Source organism: Hyphomonas beringensis (assembly GCF_000682755.1).
Lineage (GTDB): Bacteria > Pseudomonadota > Alphaproteobacteria > Caulobacterales > Hyphomonadaceae > Hyphomonas > Hyphomonas beringensis.
In genome coordinates this window covers 26,150-42,579 of record NZ_AWFF01000042.1, presented here as the reverse complement: position 1 = coordinate 42,579, position 16,430 = coordinate 26,150, and the positions used below count along the sequence as shown (strand labels likewise).

Here is a 16,430-nt window from a genome sequence, read left to right as displayed (position 1 = left end):
GCGCCCGCCGCGCACGGCTCTTGTGAAAGGGCAAGGAAGTATCGGGATACCCGGATGGTTGCGGCCAGTCCGGCTTTAGGTGCTGCCGTACAGGGAAGACCAAATTCGAAACCCGTTTCCAGATGGAGACACCGCATGACCCCCCTCTAACTCCCCCCTTTCAGGGGGGAGAATCCCCCTCAAGCAAGGCAATTGCTGTCAGCGTCCCTCCCCCTAAAAGGGGGAGGACAGGTGGGGGTCATACCGGAATTGCCGAACGTGTGGAAATAAAGACAGCAACGCATACAGAGGAGTTAGATACAGTTTGCTTAGGAAAACCGGAATCTCTGACAGCGAATATGCATTCCGATGCATGAACAAGATCAATCTGATCGAGGAGAAGACCCCGCACTGGAAAGACCTCTGGTTCGAGAGCACCGGCTGGCATCATACGCCCAGTGACGCGTCATGCCCGATGCGCGCAGCGCATCTGGGCACCCATCTCCGGAAGACGCCGCATGTGCGCCCCGTTCCTCAGCGAACCCGGTTCGCCCCCGCGCATGACGTACCCTGCCATTCCGTTCAGAGCTGGATCCCCAGACGGCTCGGCCGTCGGGGATGACGCGTGTGTAGGGACTGGTTCTGAAGCCTACCTCATGGAACCGGGCCGCCAATGGGGCGGGTTTTATGAGCGGTTGCTCAGGGGGTGAGCATTTTTGGCTTGGCTTCAGCGTCGTCTGTCGCGATTTGCTTTCCAGCGACGGGCATCAGACTTCCGGATTCGATATTCCAATAGATCGACACTCACACCATAGAATTCAGCAGCGTCCTTTAGGTTTGGAAATCTTTCAATCGCTCGAAGTGCCGCCAGTTTGGGAATTAAGATCGTCCAACCGAGGTCATTGGCCTCTCTTTCCATCTGGGCATCGAAGTGACGACAGCCGCTTTCCAAAATTGGTGGACGCGGTGGGTGCATCAACAAAATATGGGCCAATTCATGCATGACACTTGAGTGAACACGTGCCGCTGAATGCCAATCGTTGTAGAGGATTTCAGCGTAAACTCCGTCGAACAAGGCGGTCGCAGAAAATTTGTCACGACCTTCGGCGTTGAAGTGAAGCTTTACCTCTTCAGCTATTCCGGCATCGAATGATAGAGGGCGAGTCGTGATATCTAGATGGGCACAAAGCCTAAAAGGGCAAATAGGATCTGAGTTGCCAAGTTCCAACTCACGACGAAACTCACTGGCGTACTCTTCTGCCTCTTTGACGAATCCGCGCCTATGACGGGTCGTCGTCATCCTTGGACCTCATAGTTTGGTAAGCTGACCTAAGCATTGCTTCCAGCATTTCTGCGTCTCTTCCCTTCAACTTACTATCGGCTCTCAGGAGAGCGCTTATCTCGGATAGTGTTTCCCGCTCAACGGGTGTGTTGTCCAATTTAACAATGAAACTGTTGGCGTCTAGGTTGGCCCAGGCGGAGAGAGCCGCCATCCCATCTACGTCTGGTCGTTTACCTTGCCCGATGCGTGTCAGGGTCGATGCGGATACACCCGCTTTTTCAGCTACGCCCTTCCAAGACAGCTTCTCTGAGCGTCGGATTTCATCAAGTGCGGCAAAAAACTTTGCGACATCGAATCGAGAATTTGACAAGTGAGTCTCCGTTTCACTCTTGCAATCACCGGGAATCGGTCCATATAGATCCGGATTGCACATTTGCAATCTAGTGCGATTTTCGAACGAAAGGCAACGAAGACTATGGCGAAGAAGAACCAACATGTCGTGCCTCATCCAAAAGGGTGGGCGGTGAAGTCAGCCGGGGCAAGCAAAGCTGCATCGGTTCACGCGACGCAATCGAGTGCAATCTCTGCAGCGCGCAAGACTGCAATTGAGCACAAATCAGAAATGCTGATTCACGGTCAAAACGGACAAATCCGTGAGCGGAACACCTATGGTAACGATCCGCATCCACCGAAAGGATAAAAAATGAGCAGATACTATGTCAATATGAACTCGCAAAGTAACGGCGATCACGAAGTTCACAAATACGGCTGCAGTTATATGCCGCGTGAAGAAAATCGCATCTATCTTGGAAACTTCGATTCCTGCGCGCCTGCTGTACGGGAAGCGAAGAAGACTTACAGTCAGTCCAATGGCTGTTACTACTGCGCCTACGCCTGTCATACGTCGTAGTCGACTAACTGACGGCTGAAATCGCTTCGGCGGCCACAATGTCCCCATCATAAAGCGCCCGCCCCAGAATTGATCCCGCAATCGGGGCGTCGGCGGCGATCAGGGCACGGATGTCGTCTGTGCTGGCGACACCACCTGAGGCGATGATCGGGATGCTGACCGTGTTGGCGAGCTCTGCCGTGAACGGAACATTGACGCCGGTCTTCAGGCCGTCGCGGCCGATATCCGTCGCGACAATGGCGGCCACACCGCAGCCTTCGAAGGCCTTGGCGAGCTCTGTCGCCTTCATGTCGCTGGTCTCGGCCCAGCCTTCGACCGCCACCATGCCATCCTTCGCGTCGATGCCGACGACGATTCGGCCGGGCAGGGCGCGGGCGGCCTCTTTCACCAGATCCGGGTCTCGCAAGGCGGCGGTGCCCAGGATGACGCGGGAAATGCCGGCCTCCAGCCAGGCATCGATCTGCGCCCTGTTGCGAATGCCGCCGCCCAGCTGAACCGGCGCATCGGTGGCTTTCAGGATCGCCTCCACCGCGGCGCGGTTCACGGCCTTGCCCTCAAAGGCGCCGTTCAGATCCACCACATGCAGATGCGTGAAGCCCGCCTCGCGGAAGGCTGTCGCCTGCGCCGCCGGGCTGTCGGAAAAGACGGTCGCCTTGTCCATCTCGCCGCGCAGCAGGCGCACACACTGGCCGTCTTTCAGGTCGATGGCGGGGTAGAGGGTGAAGCTCATGTCGGGGTCCATGTCAGGAAATTGGCGAGCAGGCGCAGGCCCACACGCTGGGATTTTTCCGGGTGGAATTGCGTGCCGAACAGATTGTCCTGCGCCACGGCTGCGGTAATCGCCTCTGCGCCATAGCCCGCAGTCGCGGCAATCGTGGCCGGGTCTTTCGCGGTGAAGGCGTAGGAATGCGTGAAATAGACGTGCGGGTCTTCGCCCAGATCCTGCAACACAGGATGCGGGGGCTCGCCCGCAAAGCTGAGGCCGTTCCAGCCCATGTGCGGCACACGGAACCCCGCGCCCGGCTGGATGCGGGAAACCTCGCCCTTGATCCAGCCAAGGCCGGGGGTCGTGCCGTCTTCCAGGCCCGTATCGGCCAGCAGCTGCATGCCCACACAGATGCCCAGGAACGGTCTGTTGCCTTTCAGGCAGGCCTCTTCCAGCGCCTCCACAACGCCCGGCTGCGCCCGCAGGCCCGCTGCGCAATCTGCAAAATGGCCAACGCCGGGCAGCACAACGCGCTCAGCCGACAGGATGTCAGCGGGGGAATGCGTGATGCGGATTTCATGGGGTGTGCCCGCCAGATTTGCAGCGGCACGCAGGGCGCGGCCTGCGGAATGCAGGTTCCCCGATCCATAGTCGATGAGGGCAACAAGGCTCATGGCCGCGCTCATAGCCGTGCCTGCGTCATTGGGGAAGGGGTGACGTGGGTTGCGAGCAGGGGCAAGGTGCCGCAATCTCTACAGCTGAGAAGAAGTCAGGAGTCTCATTCATGCGTTTTGCCCTCCCCACCCTTGCCAGCGCGGCCATCTTGCTGGCCAGCGTTGCCCTGCCTGCCTCTGCCGATGTGGCCGAGCAGGAGCTGGTCGCGCAGGTCGATAGCCAGGCCGCGCTGACGGCTGAACTGTCCGAGAAACTCTGGGACTGGGCCGAAGTCGGCTATCAGGAAGAGAAGTCCTCAAAGCTGCTGCAGGATACGCTGGCCGCAGAAGGGTTCAGCGTAAAGGCCGATGTGGCCGGTATCCCGACGGCCTTTGTCGCGGAATACGGCACAGGCGGCCCGGTGATTGGCATCTTGGCGGAATTCGATGCCCTGCCGGGGATCAATCAGGCTGCCAGTGCGGAACGGTCTGAAGTGCCGGGCAAGAAAGCGGGCCATGCCTGTGGGCACAATCTGTTCGGGGCAGGCTCTGTCTCTGCGGCGATTGCGATCCGGCACTGGCTGGAAGACAGCGGCACGCCGGGACGTATTCGCGTTTATGGTACGCCGGCCGAAGAGGGCGGCTCCGGCAAGGTCTATATGGTCCGCGCGGGCCTGTTTGATGATGTCGACATTGCCATTCACTGGCACCCTTCTGACCGTAACTCTGCCGCCGCCAATACGACGCTGGCAAATCGGTCTGCCAAGTTCCGCTTCCACGGCATCTCTGCCCATGCGGCCGGGGCACCTGAACGGGGCCGGTCTGCGCTGGATGGGGTCGAGGCCATGGATATGATGGCCAACATGATGCACGAGCACATGCCCCAGGATGCACGCATGCACTATGTCATCACCTCCGGTGGCTCTGCGCCGAACGTGGTGCCGGACTTTGCAGAAGTCTTCTACTATGTGCGCTCGCCTTCCGCCGATGGTGTGGAAGAGATCTGGGCCCGGCTGGAAAATGCGGCCCGCGGCGCGGCGCTGGGCACTGGCACGGAAGTCGAGTGGGAAATCATCCACGGCAACAATCCGCTGCTGGTGAATGAGACACTGGCCAAGATGATGGATTCCAAACTCCGCGAAGTGGGCGGTGTAACCTATACGCCGGCCGAGGAGGAATTTGCGGAAACCATCGCCTCTACCTTCACGAACCCCGGCCTGGAGCTTGGGTCCGAAGAAGAGATCCAGCCATTCCAGGTTTCCATGGGCTATGGCTCCACAGATGTGGGTGACGTGTCCTATGCGGTGCCGACGGTAGGCCTGGGCACCGCTACCTGGGTGCCGGGCACATCGGCGCATAGCTGGCAGGCCGTTGCGGCCAGCGGTACGACGATCGGCCAGAAGGGCGCACAGGTTGCTGCGAAAACGATGACGCTGGCTGCGGTGGAATTGTTCACGAATGAGGAGCTGCGCAAACAGGCGCGGGCCGAATTCGATGAAGCGCGCGGGCCGAACTATCAATACCGCTCGCTGCTCGGCAATCGCGCCCCGCCGCTTGATTATCGCAAATAGGGGAGGGGGCTTTCGACGAAAGCCCTGACCCGCCTGCACGCGATCCTGCGCCTCTTCCTTCAGGAGGAGGTGCCCCATGTCAGATACGTCTCTTGGGCAATGCGCCAGCTGCGGTCACGCGCTGAAGAATGAACGGCAACGGTTCTGCGTCCATTGCGGTACAGCAATTCCGGGCGCGCCGCCTCTGCGGCCTCGGACGCCGGAGGAGCTGGAAAAGGCCCGTGCGCTGCCGGAGGAAGAGGTGCGGCCTGTGAGAGACACCTGGGCCTGCGGAACCTTCACGCTGGGTATTGGAATGCCACCGCCGCGCCTGCCGGAACTGGAGGCGGGCGTGTGCGTGAAATGTGACGCACCTGCCGATGCATCGGGGCAGGTAATGCTCCTTCCCGAAATTGTCTCCGATGAGCGGCAGTCCCTCTCCAGAGCGAGCGAGACCCGCATGGCATGTTCGGGGGGATTACGTATCAGCCGTGGTCCTGCGCGGGGCAGCAGGGAGGAGGAGCGGCTCTGGCGCGGCCTTGCAGGGCCTGGCCACGATGTCTTCACGGAACTGGACGACCTGCAGATTGCCGAGATCATGATCGCTCCGTGCCAATCCTGCGGGACTTCGGATGTTTACGGGATCAGAGACCTGCTGGAAGGTTGGCTGACGGTTCGGCGGGTCGTTTGACGACTGCCGGGAATCTCTCCTAGCAGCATGCTGACGCCTAGGCCGTCTGATCGCATCAGGGCTTAATTACAGGGTGCTTCCGAAACCTGCCTTTCATCCTGAACCCATCGCGCATGTTCAGGCCGAGTAGGATGATATTTCCGAGGCCTGCGATCAGCTCTAGGGCCTGAACGATATAGAAGGTCGTATCGAAGTCCCCGCCCCTGGCCTTTGCTGCGAGAAAGAATGCGGCGGGGATCAGGATGAAAAGACCGTTCGCCGCGATGAATGGCATACGTTTGAGTTTGACGCCGGGAAGGCCGCCTGTTCGTCCTTTTGACAGGACGACGCCTGTCCCACCCGCGGTGGCGATGGCAGGCACCAGCAGCAAAAATCCCCAGGGGATCGCCGTCTTCACGGTCTGAATGAATGCGGGGTCGCCCGACAGCTCGCTCACCACTGTCGATAGCCAGAAAGTACCGATCAGGATCATGGCGAGGGCGCCGGCAACAGGATGAAGGATTTTAGGCATGTCGATGTCCTTTATGACAACATACTGTCAATATGAGTATTGACAGTATGTTGTCAATTAGGATGATGATTCATGACCAATGAACATCACACTCCTGCCGGAGCGGCGCTGACCGGGCTCGTGCTTGAAATCTTCCGCCTGAACGGGCGTCTCCTTGCTGAGGGGGACAGGCTGATGGCGGGCACAGGACTGACCAGCGCACGTTGGCAGGTCATGGGCGCGATTCATTTTGCCAGCAAACCGCAGACTGTCTCCTGGCTCGCTCGCAATATGGGGCTTACACGTCAGGCCGTGCAGCGCGTTGTGAATGACCTGGAAGGGGAGGGACTGGTAGCATTCCAGGAGAACCCCGCGCACCGGCGCGCGCAGCTCGTCACGCTGACGCAGAAAGGCCAGGCGGCATATGCTGGTGCCGACCAGCGGCAGGTGCCGTGGGCCAATGACTTGGCAGAGGGGTTTGATGCAGCAGAGCTTGAACAGGCTCTTGAGCTGCTAAGGGGCATCCGTGACCGGCTGGAAGCCGTCAGGGGATAAGGTTTACAGGCTGCCCTTGGTGCTGGCCGGTTTGCCGCCGAGTTTCGGGTCTACCGCAATGGCAGCGCGCAAGGCGCGGGCCGTGGCCTTGAAGCAGGATTCGGCAATGTGGTGGCAATTCTCGCCGTAGAGATTCTCAACGTGCAGGCACATGCCGCCATTGCCAGCCAGGGCATGGAAGAACTCCTTGAAGAGCTCTGTGTCCATCTCGCCGATCTTGTCGCGGCTGAAGTGCACCTTCCAGACCAGATAAGGCCGCTTGCACAGGTCCAGCGATGTGCGGGACAGCGTTTCATCCATGGGCACATAGGCATGGCCAAAGCGCGTGATACCGGCAAAATCGCCCAGCGCTTTCATGATGGCCTGACCGATGACAATGCCCGTATCCTCGACACTATGGTGCATGTCGATATGCAGGTCGCCCTTGCAGCGCACGGTCAGATCAATAGCGGAATGCTTGGAAAAGCTTTCCAGCATGTGATCGAAAAAGCCGATGCCTGTTTCGATGTCAGACTTGCCGGTTCCATCCAGATTCACGGTCACCGAAATATCGGTTTCCTTGGTGGTGCGGCTAACAGTGGCGGTGCGTTCTTGTGTCATGGGGCCCATATAGTGCGTAGCGTCGGTTACAGCTAGCGCACTTTGTTCACTGATTCCTAAACATATTCCGGAAACATGGTTACTCGCAGATCGGATAGTCCGGTTGCGTAAGGGCGTGTGCAGGTTTGGACAAGCAGAGTTTCTTCCCCAGACTCATGGGCCGGATAACAATTCCGGCATTCATTACTGCTGTCTCAAGTGGTTTGACCGTGGTGCTGTACAGCTCTGTCTGGGTCGCTGAACAGGCTTACCGGGTTTATTTTGAAGGCGGGTCCTGGTCTGAATGGGCGCTGCCCCTTTGGGCAATTGGCATCCTGATGGTGATTGCTGCGGCCATTTCCGGGTCCATTGCCTGGTTTCTGGCGCGGCGCTTCCAGAAGATACTGATTGATTTTACAGGCTACCTGTCAGCAGCCAGCACTGACAGCAGCGACCTTTTGCCGACCGTGCCGTTCTCGGAATTGCGCCACCTGCGCGTTGTGGTCATGCGGTCGGTAGGCAAGTTGCGCCGGGATAATCAGGCCCTGCGCGAGACGGCTTATGTCGATCCGCGCACGGGCATGCCAAATCTGATCGCCATTGAACAATTGATCGGTAAGACATTGCCGAAAGCGCGCTATGAGACGCCAGCAGCGCTGATGGTTCTGGATCTCGACAATTACACCCGCGCGTCAGAGCGGCTGGGCGCGCTGGCCAGTGAAGCCCTGCTGAAGGCGGCGGGTGAGCGCATGTCGCGCGCGCTTGCCGCGATGGATGGTCCGGTCAGAAATGCGCTGAAGAACTACGAGCTTGCCGCGATGCAGGCCGACAGTTTTGCGCTATACCTGCCAACCGCCGTCAGCCGGGATCATGTTTCCAACATTGCCCGGGCCATTCGCCTGGCCTTTGCAGAACCCTTCATGATCACGGGCCAGTCTGTTTCGATTGGGATTTCCGGTGGCATTGTCATGGCTCCGGAAGATGCCGACACGGTACAGAAGATGTTCCGTCATGCCGAACTGGCGCTGAAGCAGGTGCGCAAGGACACAGGTTCAGGCTTTCGCTATTTCTCCCCGCGGCTCAACCGTGTGGCTCGCGGCAAATACATGCTGGAAGCAGAGCTGCGTGATGCTGTGGCGAACCATGAATTCAAGACACACTTCCAGCCAAAGGTCGACTTCCAGACCGGCAAGGTCGTCGGGGCCGAGGCGCTGGCGCGCTGGATTCGCCCGAACGGCAAGATCATTTCTCCGAACACTTTCATTCCGCTTGCAGAGGAAACGGGCCTCGTTACGCAGATTGGGGAACAGATCATGGAGGCGGCATGCCGCTCAGCCCGCGCCTGGATGGATGAGGGCTTTGAAGCGACTGTGGCCGTTAATGTATCGCCGCGGCAATTTCAGGCTACGGACTTAACGGAAACTGTTCTGTCCATCCTCAAGCGCTCTGGCCTTCCGCCCCATCGGCTTGAGCTGGAAATCACTGAGAGCATGGCCGTGTCGGAGCCTGAGAAAGTCGCGCGGGTGATGCGTCCGCTGCGTAGTCTTGGCACCAAGCTGGCCATTGATGATTTCGGGACGGGACATTCAAACCTGTCCATCCTGACGCAGCTGCCCTTTGATGTCTTCAAGATCGACCGCCAGTTTGTGTCTGCTCTGGAAGCTGACCAGCAGGCACCTGCCATTATCGAGATGATTCTGGCCATGGCCGAGACGCTGGGCCTGAAGACTGTCGCAGAGGGTGTTGAGACAGAACGCCAGGCAGACTTCCTTCGCCGGCGCGGCTGCACAATGGCGCAGGGCTTTCTTTATAGCGCAGGCCTGCCGCATGATTCCTTCCTGGAATTCCTGCGGAACTGGAAAGCCAAACCGTCTGTAACCAGACTACAGACAGGCTAGTTGTCTACATGGCGGCGGTATATGTTGACCGCCTCGCCTTTGTAGTTCGATGTCTGCCATAGTCCGTAGTCGCACTTTTCTGCCACGCGGACAGAGGCGATGTTCTCCGGCTCAATAATGCAAACAGTCTGTCCGGGACGGGCTTTGTCCAGCCACTCATGCGCCGCCTGAACGGCTTCAGTCGCAATGCCCTTGCCCCATGCGCTCTTTACAAGCGCCCAGCCCGCCTCTGGCCATTCGGACAGATCTGGCGTCATGCCGCGCATGAAATCCGAAAAGCCGACCTCACCGAGATATTCGCCGGTGCTGCGGTCCTCAACGATCCAGGATGAGTATCCCAGAATGTCCCACATGCCGCGCATGCGGCAGATCGTGAACCATGTGCTCTGGCGGTCGCGCGGCTGACCGCCGGTATATTTTGCCGTTGCAGGCGCGGCCCACATCGTGGCGGCGGGCTCGAAATGGCGCTTGTCCGGCGCGCAGAGAACAAGGCGTTCGGTTTCGAGAATAGGAACGCTCATCGCAGTTTTCTATGCTTTAGACTTCATCTTCTCAAGCATCGCCCCCATGGCGGCGTGGACAGCCTGCATACCCTTCAGGGGGCGGACCATGACCTTGAAGTCGATGATTTGTCCGTCACCATTCCATTCGATCATGTCCACGCCATTGACCTGGATGCCGTCCATCACGCATTCGAATTCCAGCACGGCCTTGTCAGCGCAATCGAAGACACGCGTATAGCGGAATGTGTCGCCGCCGAGAGTCTGACCGGCTGCGGTGAGGTAAGCCATTGTGATGGCCTTGCCCTCTTGCGGGGTGTGGACGACCGGGCTCTTGAACACGACATTGTCGGCCAGCTGTGTGCTGAGGCCTGCAGGGGAGTGGTCCCCGTTCATCCAGTCAAACCAGCGTTGCAGGTTTTCGCTGTGTCCCGTCATGGGGATGAGATGTTCAGCCATGTTTGGTGTCTTCCCTTTGTCTTGTCTGTCTTATTCGCTGGCCACAATTGGCTTGCCGACCAGATAGTCGGTCGGATCATTGAAACAGTTCCCGCGCAGCGCAACCCAGCCGCCCGGAAAGTCGGGCTCGGTGAAAACGATGTCTACCCGGCCCCAATTGTAATGGGAGGCGCCTGTGTCAGGATTTCTGATGGCGACATCGCACATTTCAATCTCGGGATCGTCCTGAGCGATCCACACGCCTGCATAGGCGCCGCGCCCTTCATAGACGCCAGCAAGACCCTTCAAATAGATTTTGACGGGGCCTGAATCAGCCTCATAGGACCATACGGCCCAGCCTTCAGGCGTATCACTTTCATAGACGACATCCCCGACGAGGGTGGACCAGACTTCGTCGGCCAGGGCAGGCTGGCTGACCAGGCCGAGGCAAAGACCTGCGAGAAGTGGCTTCATCATGATGTATCCCTCCGTTCACCGCAGAGTATCATGCGATCCTTGAACGGGAAGGGGAATTCCCTGCCGCACAGGCCATGCCCATGCGGCAGGAGAGAGATTATCAGGAGTCTTCTTCGTCCGGACGGCAGAAATTCACCGGCACGATGAGATTTTGGATGGCCGGGCTGTCCTGACCTTTGGCGGGCGTAAACTCCATATCGGCAAAGATGTCTGTCGCAGCTTCATCAAAGCCAGGCAGGGAGCAATTCGCCAGCACGTCTTCGCTCTCGCCGGACTCGCTGACATTGAACATGACCTCACAGGCCGCTTCGACGCCGAGCACTTCGTAGAGGGGCGGATAGGCCACTTCCAGCGGGCTTGTCGGTACGGGCATTGGCGTCTCACCGCCGGGCCGGATTGCGCTGGATGCGCGGGACGTCCAGTCGTCTGACGGGCTCATGCTCACCACCTGCTCGCCGCCGCACGGCTGGATAGAGGTCGACTGGCTCAGAACTTCCAGAACGTCATCGCTCAGCGGCGCTTCCAGCCGGGCGTTCAGCGCATCGACCGTTTCCGGGTCGAAGCCATGATAGTCTTCCTGCGCAAGTGCGGTGCCCGCGAGCGCAAGGCTGCAGGCGGCTGTGGTGAGAATGTGGGATAGTTTCATAAGGCGGCTCTCCTTGGTTGCCCTTGGATTCGCCGCCGAACCTAACCCGCTGCGTACGCTTTTGCCAAATCGGGGTCTTTTTCCGCCACCAGATCGGCCAGATCGGAGATCACTTTGGCCTGTTTCCAGGTGGCGTCATCCTGCATCTTGCCGTCGATCATGGCGACGCCGCTGCCGTCGGGCATGGCCGCCAGGATCTTGCGGGCAAAGACCACTTCTTTCGGGTCCGGGCTGAACACATTTTTCGCAATGGCGATCTGTTTCGGGTGCAGGCTCCATGTGCCGGAGCAGCCGAGCAGGAAGGCATTGCGGAATTGCTGTTCGCAGGCATCGAGATCGGCAATGTCGCCGAACGGACCGTAGAAGGCATTGATCCCGGCCATACGACAGGCGTCGACCATGCGGGCGATGGTGTAGTGCCACGGGTCCTGCTGGGCCGAGGCCCGCGGGCTGCCGTCTTCATTGGGGTCATCAATGACGCGGTAGAAGGGGTGTCCGCCGCCAACACGTGTGGTCTTCATCTTGCGGTCTGCGGCAAGATCTGCCGGGCCGAGGCTGATGCCCTGCATGCGCGGGCTGGCGAGTGCGATCTCTTCCACACGGGCCATGCCCTGTGCGGTTTCGAGAATGGCGTGGAACAGGATCGGGCGGGTGAGGCCTGCCTTGGCTTCCAGCTGGGCGACATACTGGTCGGCGAAGTGGATGTCCCATGGGCCTTCGACCTTGGGCAGCATGATCACGTCCAACTGGTGGCCGGCTTTCAGGACCAGTTCGGAAACATCTTCCTGAAACCAGGGAGAATTCAGTGGGTTCACACGGCTCCAGAAGCCTGTGCCCTTGCCCTGCCAGTCATACATGTTGGCCATTTCGATGGCGCCAGCGCGGGCGGCGTCCTTCGCATCGGCCGGAATGGCGTCTTCCAGATTGGCGAGCATCACGTCCACGCTGCCTGCCATGTCCGGCACTTTGGCGCGCACCTTGTCCAGGTGCGGCGGCACAAAATGGATCATCCGCTCCAGGCGGATAGGCAGATCGCGCATCGGCGCGGGTGCGCCAATCGCAAGGGGTTTGAAGAAATCACGCGGTGTTTTTTGAGACATCTTGGCCTTCCTCCTCCGGAATCGAGCTAGGCCTATGCCGAATGCTGCAGTGCGTCAAACCTGACTTTGGGAGAAGGAACCGGAATCCAATCCACACGTTGTCTGTGGGAACGCAAACAGAAAGGTCTGCCCACCGTGTCCCTACTCATGATCCTGCTGACAATCTTCCTTCCACCTGTCGCTGTTGCGCTGAAGGAGGGAATTGGTCTGCAATTTGTGCTGAACCTGATCCTGACGTTGATCGGCTGGCTACCCGGCGTGATTCACGCATTCTGGGTTCTGACCCGCGGTGGCTCTGATCCTGTCGCGTAATTATTCGTCAGCGTCGACCGTTGCTGCCTGACCTTCCGAACGCATCGCGCGGCGGAAGACGGCAACGGCGATGGCTGCGATACCGATACCTGTCACGACTTCACCCCCAATGATGACATTCAGGCCTGCGTGCATTTCGGAAAGAATTGCCCAGGTCGCTGTCATGAAGGTGACGGCAGCAATCTCGGAAATGAGAAATGTGGGAATGAAGGCGTTCAGAAAGCGTTTCATCGGTCGTATCCAAAAATCTGTCAGCGCCCAAGGCGCGGTCGTTGAGAATATTGTACTGCAATCTTCAGGCCGCAACATCAAAATGCTGTGCGTCAGCTTTTTCGCGCCATCGGATGGGCTGTTTCCAGCAATTCGGTCAGCTCGTCTGTCAGGACGTGCGTGTAGATCTGTGTCGTTGCGATATCCGAGTGGCCGAGAAGGGTCTGTACGGATCTGAGGTCTGCGCCGCCCATCAGAAGATGGGTTGCATAGGCGTGACGCAGGGCGTGCGGATGGACCCGATCTGTCCGAATGCCGGTCCTTATGGCCAGCTCTTCCAGCAATTGGCCGAGACGGCGGCGCGTCAGATGGCCCGCCTTGCCGCGTGAGGGGAACACGAAGGGCTCTGCCCGGCCTCTGGCGAGAGAGCCTTCGGGCAGATGCTCCTCACGCACTTCCAGCCAGTCAGACAGCGCCCGTAGAGCCGGTTTTCCCAACGGGCAGAGACGTTCCTTGCCGCCCTTGCCGCAGATGATGATATCCGTGGTGACCCAGCGCGCACCCTTGCGACGCGGGAGGCTGCCCAGTTTCAGGGAAACAAGCTCTGACGCGCGCAGGCCCGCCCCATAGAGCAGTTCAACGAGACAGCGCAGGCGCGGATCCTTCTCGCACATCTCCAGCAGCCGGGTCATTTCCTCACGTGACAGCACATCCGGCACGTCCCGGCCGGGCTTTGGCCCGTCCAGCTTTGCGGTCGGGTCATCGCGGCGGTCGCCTTCCTCGAACAGGAAACGATAGAAGCGGCGGATGGCGGACAGCTTGCGGGCCTGCGTGGAGGGGGCAAGGCCGCGGCTTGCCAGATCGGCCAGCCAGGCGGAAAGCTCATGGCCCTGTGCGTCGCACAGATTTCCAGCGCAGTATTCAGACGCGTCCAGCAGGTCCCGCCCATAGGCATCCAGCGTATTGGCGGAGGCCCCGCGTTCGGCGGACATCATTTCCAGAAAGGCTTCTATGCGGCGGCGGTCTGACATCCGGGCAGTATGCCCACGATGTGTTCAAAAGGCGTGAAGGCCTCAGGATTTGCGATGGCCATGGCGCGGTGGCGAACCCTGGCGCAATACAGCCCGACCAACGCGGAGCATGCGGCTGGCAATGCGGATTTCCAGAAGAAAGGAGAGCAGGCTGGCGACGAGAACGCTCATCGAGGCGATGAACAGGATGGACACCATGCTTGCGACTGGAAATCTCAGCAACTGACCGGTGAAAAGCAGGATGATGACGATACAAATCAGAAGGGCAGACATTGTCGACAGTGCGATGGCTCGGTTGATGTGGGCCATGCGTCTGTCCAGCACGGCAAGATGGGCAATGCGCTCCTTGCTGGGCGCGCCTTCCTGAGCCTCCAATTCCTTTTCCATCTTGCGCCAGCGATCGACAACCCGGCCAAGCCGGTTGGTCATCACATTCAGAAGCGCGCCGATGCCGGCCAGCATGAAGACAGGCGCGATGGCGATCTGAATGACATGGGCAATATCGGTCGGGACGAGGAAGTCTGGCATCTGAATCCTTGAAACAGGTGACTGAGTGAGGAACAGCCCTCATAGCGCAGGAACGCGTATCTGTCGTGCCGGTTGCGGCGCTGATTACTGCGCAATCTTCCAGTATCCAGAGGCTTCCAGCGCCAATTGCCGGGCGGCATCCTCCGCATCGATCCGTTGTATGGCTTCCAGCAACAAGACCATTCCGACCGGTTGAAGAATGGTCGGGTCGCCATTGGTATAGCCGACCGTCGACAGAATCACTTCGCCTGCTGCGCCGGCTTCGGCGGCGGCCAGCGTGGCAAGGACCGGCGGCGTATAGGCCGGCTCGGAATCTGCTTCGGCAATGTCCTTCATCAATTGGCGCCCGCTGGCAGGAGCGGGAATATCGAAGGCTGACCAGAGTGCGAACAGGCGATTCGCGGCCAGTTTCTGGTGATCCGTGCTGGCCTGCTCCACAAGGCGGTCGCCTGTATAGGCGATCGTGCTGTCGGATGTCTCCTCGCCTGCCAGAATGGTGAGGGCTTTCAGGAAAGTGGAGTCAAAGCCGCCATCCTCCTGTGCCCCTTCCATTGTGTCGGCAGTGGTCCAGTCATGTGCCATGTCGAAGTCGCCGGCCGCTATGGCCGCGCGCGCGAAGACCAGAGCGTAGGGCGCGGTGTCTTCATCCAGCGGCAGGGCGGCGATATCCTTCAGAAGAAGGTTTGAGACAGAGACAAAATGCGCCGGAGAGTCAGCCGCATTTTCCAGGGCTGCGACGAGGCTGGCGGCGCGGTCAGCCATGGGCAGGAAGGGATCGCGCATATTGTAGAGCGCAGTTTCCAGCGGGCTTGAGGGGGTAAAGTCCGGATCGGCCAGAAGGTCTTCAAACAGGGCGCGGTAGTCTGCCGTGCTAATGAGTCCGGCTTCAGCGGCCATTCCGGCTGCCTTGACGCGCAGGTCCTGCGGCAGGCTTTCGCGGTCTGCCATGGCGGCGGCAAGGTCCGGACGATTTTCCGGCAGCGGGTCTTCCGGTGGTTGCAGCCCGGCCTCAGTGGAAATCGCGAGCGCCAGGCCGGACCGGTAATTGGCTTCCGGCGGATCTGGCAGTTCACCCGACGCCGCGAATACGGCATTCAGCAACCATGTGTCTTCCACGCCCTGCGACAGGGCCATTTCGATGGCGAGCTCGGCGCCAGCAGTGTTTCCTGACAAGGCGGCGCAAACGGCGCGCAGCTTGGCCCAATAGTCGCCTTGGTGGTCTGGATCAGACAGCATGCCACAGGCGCTGGCCTCATTGCCGAGCGCGAGGGTCAGGTCCGCTGTAATTTCATCGGCATCGAGGCCGGGAGGCGGCTCATCCAGCCGGGCCATCAGTGCAGCGGCGGCGCGGGCCTCGCCCAGCTCGAACATGATTCGCGCGCGTTCAGCGCGGAGCAGCGGTTCCTGCGCGCCGGACGGGCGACGGGCCGGTGACAAGGCCATGCGCCGCATCAGAGTGCGCTCAGCCGGGGTCAGGGCCCGCGTGCGCACGTCCCGCATCAGGGGCAGCAGGTCATCTGCATTGGAGGCAGCCCACATATCTGTCGGCAGGGAGGGCTCTCCGGCTTCCAGAAAGCTCATCCCCCATGGATTCACCAGCTCCAGGCCGGAATCCTCAATCTGCGCCGCAGCAGGCAAGGCGGCAAGCATCAGGCAGCTCGCCGCAGCAAGACCCTGTTTAAAGGACATTCTCCACCTCAATCCGTACTTCGCCCGGTGCCGGTTTGCCTTTTTCGGCCTTCCCGCCCAGCCACCAGAGCACGCCCAGCACAAGTATTACCACAATGGCTAAAAGGATCAGAAACTTGCGCATGCCTATATACCCCTTGATACAGTTCTACAGCGTTCGATTGCGAACGCGTCGTTGCGACTATAGGACAAGAGCTGAACATAGT

General features: G+C 59.6%; 23 protein-coding genes. 8 read left to right on the top strand and 15 right to left on the bottom strand.

What is annotated here, in order from left to right; genetic code table 11:
* Nucleotides 1–352 precede the first annotated feature (352 nt).
* On the top strand, nucleotides 353–601 hold the full coding sequence (locus HY29_RS19200; RefSeq protein WP_155838284.1) for a hypothetical protein: 249 nt from the start codon (nucleotides 353–355) through the stop codon (nucleotides 599–601).
* A gap of 105 nt (nucleotides 602–706) precedes the next feature.
* On the opposite strand, the gene HY29_RS18860 is transcribed toward HY29_RS19200, so the two are convergent.
* Entirely contained in the window at nucleotides 707–1,279 is a 573-nt protein-coding gene (locus tag HY29_RS18860) for an ImmA/IrrE family metallo-endopeptidase (RefSeq protein WP_081811339.1), read from the bottom strand.
* Between the two features lie 457 nt (nucleotides 1,280–1,736).
* Here HY29_RS18860 and HY29_RS18855 point away from each other — a divergent pair, with 457 nt between their 5' ends.
* Both HY29_RS18855 and HY29_RS19375 read left to right on the top strand, forming a co-directional pair.
* The gene (locus HY29_RS18855) at nucleotides 1,737–1,961 is read left to right on the top strand and encodes a DUF2188 domain-containing protein (protein WP_081811340.1); all 225 of its coding nucleotides are present in this window, start codon (nucleotides 1,737–1,739) and stop codon (nucleotides 1,959–1,961) included.
* 3 nt (nucleotides 1,962–1,964) lie between these two features.
* Nucleotides 1,965–2,171, top strand: coding sequence for a hypothetical protein (locus HY29_RS19375; protein WP_081811338.1), 207 nt, complete (start codon nucleotides 1,965–1,967; stop codon nucleotides 2,169–2,171).
* Nucleotides 2,172–2,175: 4 nt separating this feature from the next.
* On the opposite strand, the gene hisA is transcribed toward HY29_RS19375, so the two are convergent.
* Nucleotides 2,176–2,901, bottom strand: coding sequence for a 1-(5-phosphoribosyl)-5-[(5-phosphoribosylamino)methylideneamino]imidazole-4-carboxamide isomerase (hisA, locus tag HY29_RS10550; protein WP_034796620.1), 726 nt, complete (start codon nucleotides 2,899–2,901; stop codon nucleotides 2,176–2,178).
* Entirely contained in the window at nucleotides 2,898–3,551 is a 654-nt protein-coding gene (hisH, locus tag HY29_RS10545) for an imidazole glycerol phosphate synthase subunit HisH (RefSeq protein WP_034796619.1), read from the bottom strand. The genes hisA and hisH overlap by 4 nt, the downstream gene beginning before the upstream one ends.
* A 110-nt stretch (nucleotides 3,552–3,661) precedes the next feature.
* Here hisH and HY29_RS10540 point away from each other — a divergent pair, with 110 nt between their 5' ends.
* Nucleotides 3,662–5,101: an amidohydrolase gene (locus HY29_RS10540; protein ID WP_034796604.1), complete on the top strand. Its 1,440-nt coding sequence runs from the start codon at nucleotides 3,662–3,664 to the stop codon at nucleotides 5,099–5,101.
* A 76-nt stretch (nucleotides 5,102–5,177) separates the two neighbouring features.
* Nucleotides 5,178–5,771, top strand: coding sequence for a hypothetical protein (locus HY29_RS10535; protein ID WP_034796602.1), 594 nt, complete (start codon nucleotides 5,178–5,180; stop codon nucleotides 5,769–5,771).
* Nucleotides 5,772–5,826: 55 nt separating this feature from the next.
* Here the strand turns inward: HY29_RS10535 and HY29_RS10530 are convergent, their stop codons facing one another.
* Entirely contained in the window at nucleotides 5,827–6,282 is a 456-nt protein-coding gene (locus HY29_RS10530; protein ID WP_034796600.1) for a hypothetical protein, read from the bottom strand.
* A gap of 72 nt (nucleotides 6,283–6,354) precedes the next feature.
* On the opposite strand from HY29_RS10530, the gene HY29_RS10525 reads away from it, so the two are divergent.
* Nucleotides 6,355–6,816: a MarR family winged helix-turn-helix transcriptional regulator gene (locus HY29_RS10525; RefSeq protein ID WP_034796597.1), complete on the top strand. Its 462-nt coding sequence runs from the start codon at nucleotides 6,355–6,357 to the stop codon at nucleotides 6,814–6,816.
* 3 nt (nucleotides 6,817–6,819) lie between these two features.
* Here the strand turns inward: HY29_RS10525 and hisB are convergent, their stop codons facing one another.
* Nucleotides 6,820–7,416, bottom strand: coding sequence for an imidazoleglycerol-phosphate dehydratase HisB (gene hisB / locus HY29_RS10520; RefSeq protein WP_034796618.1), 597 nt, complete (start codon nucleotides 7,414–7,416; stop codon nucleotides 6,820–6,822).
* Nucleotides 7,417–7,541: 125 nt separating this feature from the next.
* On the opposite strand from hisB, the gene HY29_RS10515 reads away from it, so the two are divergent.
* Entirely contained in the window at nucleotides 7,542–9,293 is a 1,752-nt protein-coding gene (locus HY29_RS10515; RefSeq protein ID WP_162176712.1) for a putative bifunctional diguanylate cyclase/phosphodiesterase, read from the top strand.
* On the opposite strand, the gene HY29_RS10510 is transcribed toward HY29_RS10515, so the two are convergent.
* The 5 genes from HY29_RS10510 to HY29_RS10490 form a co-directional block, all read right to left on the bottom strand.
* Entirely contained in the window at nucleotides 9,290–9,814 is a 525-nt protein-coding gene (locus HY29_RS10510) for a GNAT family N-acetyltransferase (RefSeq protein ID WP_034796595.1), read from the bottom strand. The genes HY29_RS10515 and HY29_RS10510 overlap by 4 nt on opposite strands.
* Before the next feature lie 9 nt (nucleotides 9,815–9,823).
* A complete protein-coding gene (locus HY29_RS10505; protein ID WP_241765185.1) occupies nucleotides 9,824–10,252 on the bottom strand; it encodes a nuclear transport factor 2 family protein in 429 nt (142 codons plus the stop codon).
* A 30-nt stretch (nucleotides 10,253–10,282) separates the two neighbouring features.
* On the bottom strand, nucleotides 10,283–10,708 hold the full coding sequence (locus HY29_RS10500) for a hypothetical protein (protein WP_051601410.1): 426 nt from the start codon (nucleotides 10,706–10,708) through the stop codon (nucleotides 10,283–10,285).
* Between the two features lie 100 nt (nucleotides 10,709–10,808).
* Nucleotides 10,809–11,354, bottom strand: coding sequence for an energy transducer TonB (locus tag HY29_RS10495; protein ID WP_034796593.1), 546 nt, complete (start codon nucleotides 11,352–11,354; stop codon nucleotides 10,809–10,811).
* Between the two features lie 41 nt (nucleotides 11,355–11,395).
* Complete coding sequence (locus HY29_RS10490; RefSeq protein ID WP_034796591.1) at nucleotides 11,396–12,454, bottom strand: HpcH/HpaI aldolase/citrate lyase family protein; 1,059 nt, start codon at nucleotides 12,452–12,454, stop codon at nucleotides 11,396–11,398.
* A 135-nt stretch (nucleotides 12,455–12,589) separates the two neighbouring features.
* On the opposite strand from HY29_RS10490, the gene HY29_RS18845 reads away from it, so the two are divergent.
* Nucleotides 12,590–12,766 (top strand): YqaE/Pmp3 family membrane protein, encoded by a 177-nt coding sequence (locus HY29_RS18845; RefSeq protein WP_199285826.1) that lies wholly within the window; start codon nucleotides 12,590–12,592, stop codon nucleotides 12,764–12,766.
* On the opposite strand, the gene HY29_RS10485 is transcribed toward HY29_RS18845, so the two are convergent.
* The 5 genes from HY29_RS10485 to HY29_RS19700 form a co-directional block, all read right to left on the bottom strand.
* Nucleotides 12,767–12,997: a hypothetical protein gene (locus HY29_RS10485; RefSeq protein WP_034796589.1), complete on the bottom strand. Its 231-nt coding sequence runs from the start codon at nucleotides 12,995–12,997 to the stop codon at nucleotides 12,767–12,769.
* Nucleotides 12,998–13,089: 92 nt separating this feature from the next.
* Nucleotides 13,090–14,007, bottom strand: a complete 918-nt coding sequence (locus HY29_RS10480) for a tyrosine recombinase (protein ID WP_034796586.1) — start codon at nucleotides 14,005–14,007, stop codon at nucleotides 13,090–13,092.
* 42 nt (nucleotides 14,008–14,049) lie between these two features.
* Nucleotides 14,050–14,535, bottom strand: coding sequence for a DUF2721 domain-containing protein (locus HY29_RS10475; protein WP_034796584.1), 486 nt, complete (start codon nucleotides 14,533–14,535; stop codon nucleotides 14,050–14,052).
* A gap of 84 nt (nucleotides 14,536–14,619) precedes the next feature.
* A complete protein-coding gene (locus HY29_RS10470) occupies nucleotides 14,620–16,224 on the bottom strand; it encodes a hypothetical protein (protein ID WP_034796582.1) in 1,605 nt (534 codons plus the stop codon).
* Nucleotides 16,214–16,348 carry a YdgA family protein gene (locus HY29_RS19700; protein WP_162176711.1) on the bottom strand — a complete coding sequence of 45 codons (135 nt, stop codon included), beginning with the start codon at nucleotides 16,346–16,348 and terminating at the stop codon, nucleotides 16,214–16,216. Before HY29_RS19700 ends, HY29_RS10470 begins: the two co-directional genes overlap by 11 nt.
* Nucleotides 16,349–16,430: the final 82 nt, after the last annotated feature.

What these genes read in the sequence shown, in the direction of transcription:
- HY29_RS19200 (WP_155838284.1), top strand. Translation starts at nt 353, where the DNA reads ATGAACAAGATCAATCTGATCGAGGAGAAGACCCCGCACTGGAAAGAC.
- HY29_RS18860 (WP_081811339.1), bottom strand. Translation starts at nt 1,279, where the DNA reads ATGACGACGACCCGTCATAGGCGCGGATTCGTCAAAGAGGCAGAAGAG.
- HY29_RS18855 (WP_081811340.1), top strand. Translation starts at nt 1,737, where the DNA reads ATGGCGAAGAAGAACCAACATGTCGTGCCTCATCCAAAAGGGTGGGCG.
- HY29_RS19375 (WP_081811338.1), top strand. Translation starts at nt 1,965, where the DNA reads ATGAGCAGATACTATGTCAATATGAACTCGCAAAGTAACGGCGATCAC.
- hisA (WP_034796620.1), bottom strand. Translation starts at nt 2,901, where the DNA reads ATGAGCTTCACCCTCTACCCCGCCATCGACCTGAAAGACGGCCAGTGT.
- hisH (WP_034796619.1), bottom strand. Translation starts at nt 3,551, where the DNA reads ATGAGCCTTGTTGCCCTCATCGACTATGGATCGGGGAACCTGCATTCC.
- HY29_RS10540 (WP_034796604.1), top strand. Translation starts at nt 3,662, where the DNA reads ATGCGTTTTGCCCTCCCCACCCTTGCCAGCGCGGCCATCTTGCTGGCC.
- HY29_RS10535 (WP_034796602.1), top strand. Translation starts at nt 5,178, where the DNA reads ATGTCAGATACGTCTCTTGGGCAATGCGCCAGCTGCGGTCACGCGCTG.
- HY29_RS10530 (WP_034796600.1), bottom strand. Translation starts at nt 6,282, where the DNA reads ATGCCTAAAATCCTTCATCCTGTTGCCGGCGCCCTCGCCATGATCCTG.
- HY29_RS10525 (WP_034796597.1), top strand. Translation starts at nt 6,355, where the DNA reads ATGACCAATGAACATCACACTCCTGCCGGAGCGGCGCTGACCGGGCTC.
- hisB (WP_034796618.1), bottom strand. Translation starts at nt 7,416, where the DNA reads ATGACACAAGAACGCACCGCCACTGTTAGCCGCACCACCAAGGAAACC.
- HY29_RS10510 (WP_034796595.1), bottom strand. Translation starts at nt 9,814, where the DNA reads ATGAGCGTTCCTATTCTCGAAACCGAACGCCTTGTTCTCTGCGCGCCG.
- HY29_RS10505 (WP_241765185.1), bottom strand. Translation starts at nt 10,252, where the DNA reads ATGGCTGAACATCTCATCCCCATGACGGGACACAGCGAAAACCTGCAA.
- HY29_RS10500 (WP_051601410.1), bottom strand. Translation starts at nt 10,708, where the DNA reads ATGATGAAGCCACTTCTCGCAGGTCTTTGCCTCGGCCTGGTCAGCCAG.
- HY29_RS10495 (WP_034796593.1), bottom strand. Translation starts at nt 11,354, where the DNA reads ATGAAACTATCCCACATTCTCACCACAGCCGCCTGCAGCCTTGCGCTC.
- HY29_RS10490 (WP_034796591.1), bottom strand. Translation starts at nt 12,454, where the DNA reads ATGTCTCAAAAAACACCGCGTGATTTCTTCAAACCCCTTGCGATTGGC.
- HY29_RS10485 (WP_034796589.1), bottom strand. Translation starts at nt 12,997, where the DNA reads ATGAAACGCTTTCTGAACGCCTTCATTCCCACATTTCTCATTTCCGAG.
- HY29_RS10480 (WP_034796586.1), bottom strand. Translation starts at nt 14,007, where the DNA reads ATGTCAGACCGCCGCCGCATAGAAGCCTTTCTGGAAATGATGTCCGCC.
- HY29_RS10475 (WP_034796584.1), bottom strand. Translation starts at nt 14,535, where the DNA reads ATGCCAGACTTCCTCGTCCCGACCGATATTGCCCATGTCATTCAGATC.
- HY29_RS10470 (WP_034796582.1), bottom strand. Translation starts at nt 16,224, where the DNA reads ATGTCCTTTAAACAGGGTCTTGCTGCGGCGAGCTGCCTGATGCTTGCC.
- HY29_RS19700 (WP_162176711.1), bottom strand. Translation starts at nt 16,348, where the DNA reads ATGCGCAAGTTTCTGATCCTTTTAGCCATTGTGGTAATACTTGTGCTG.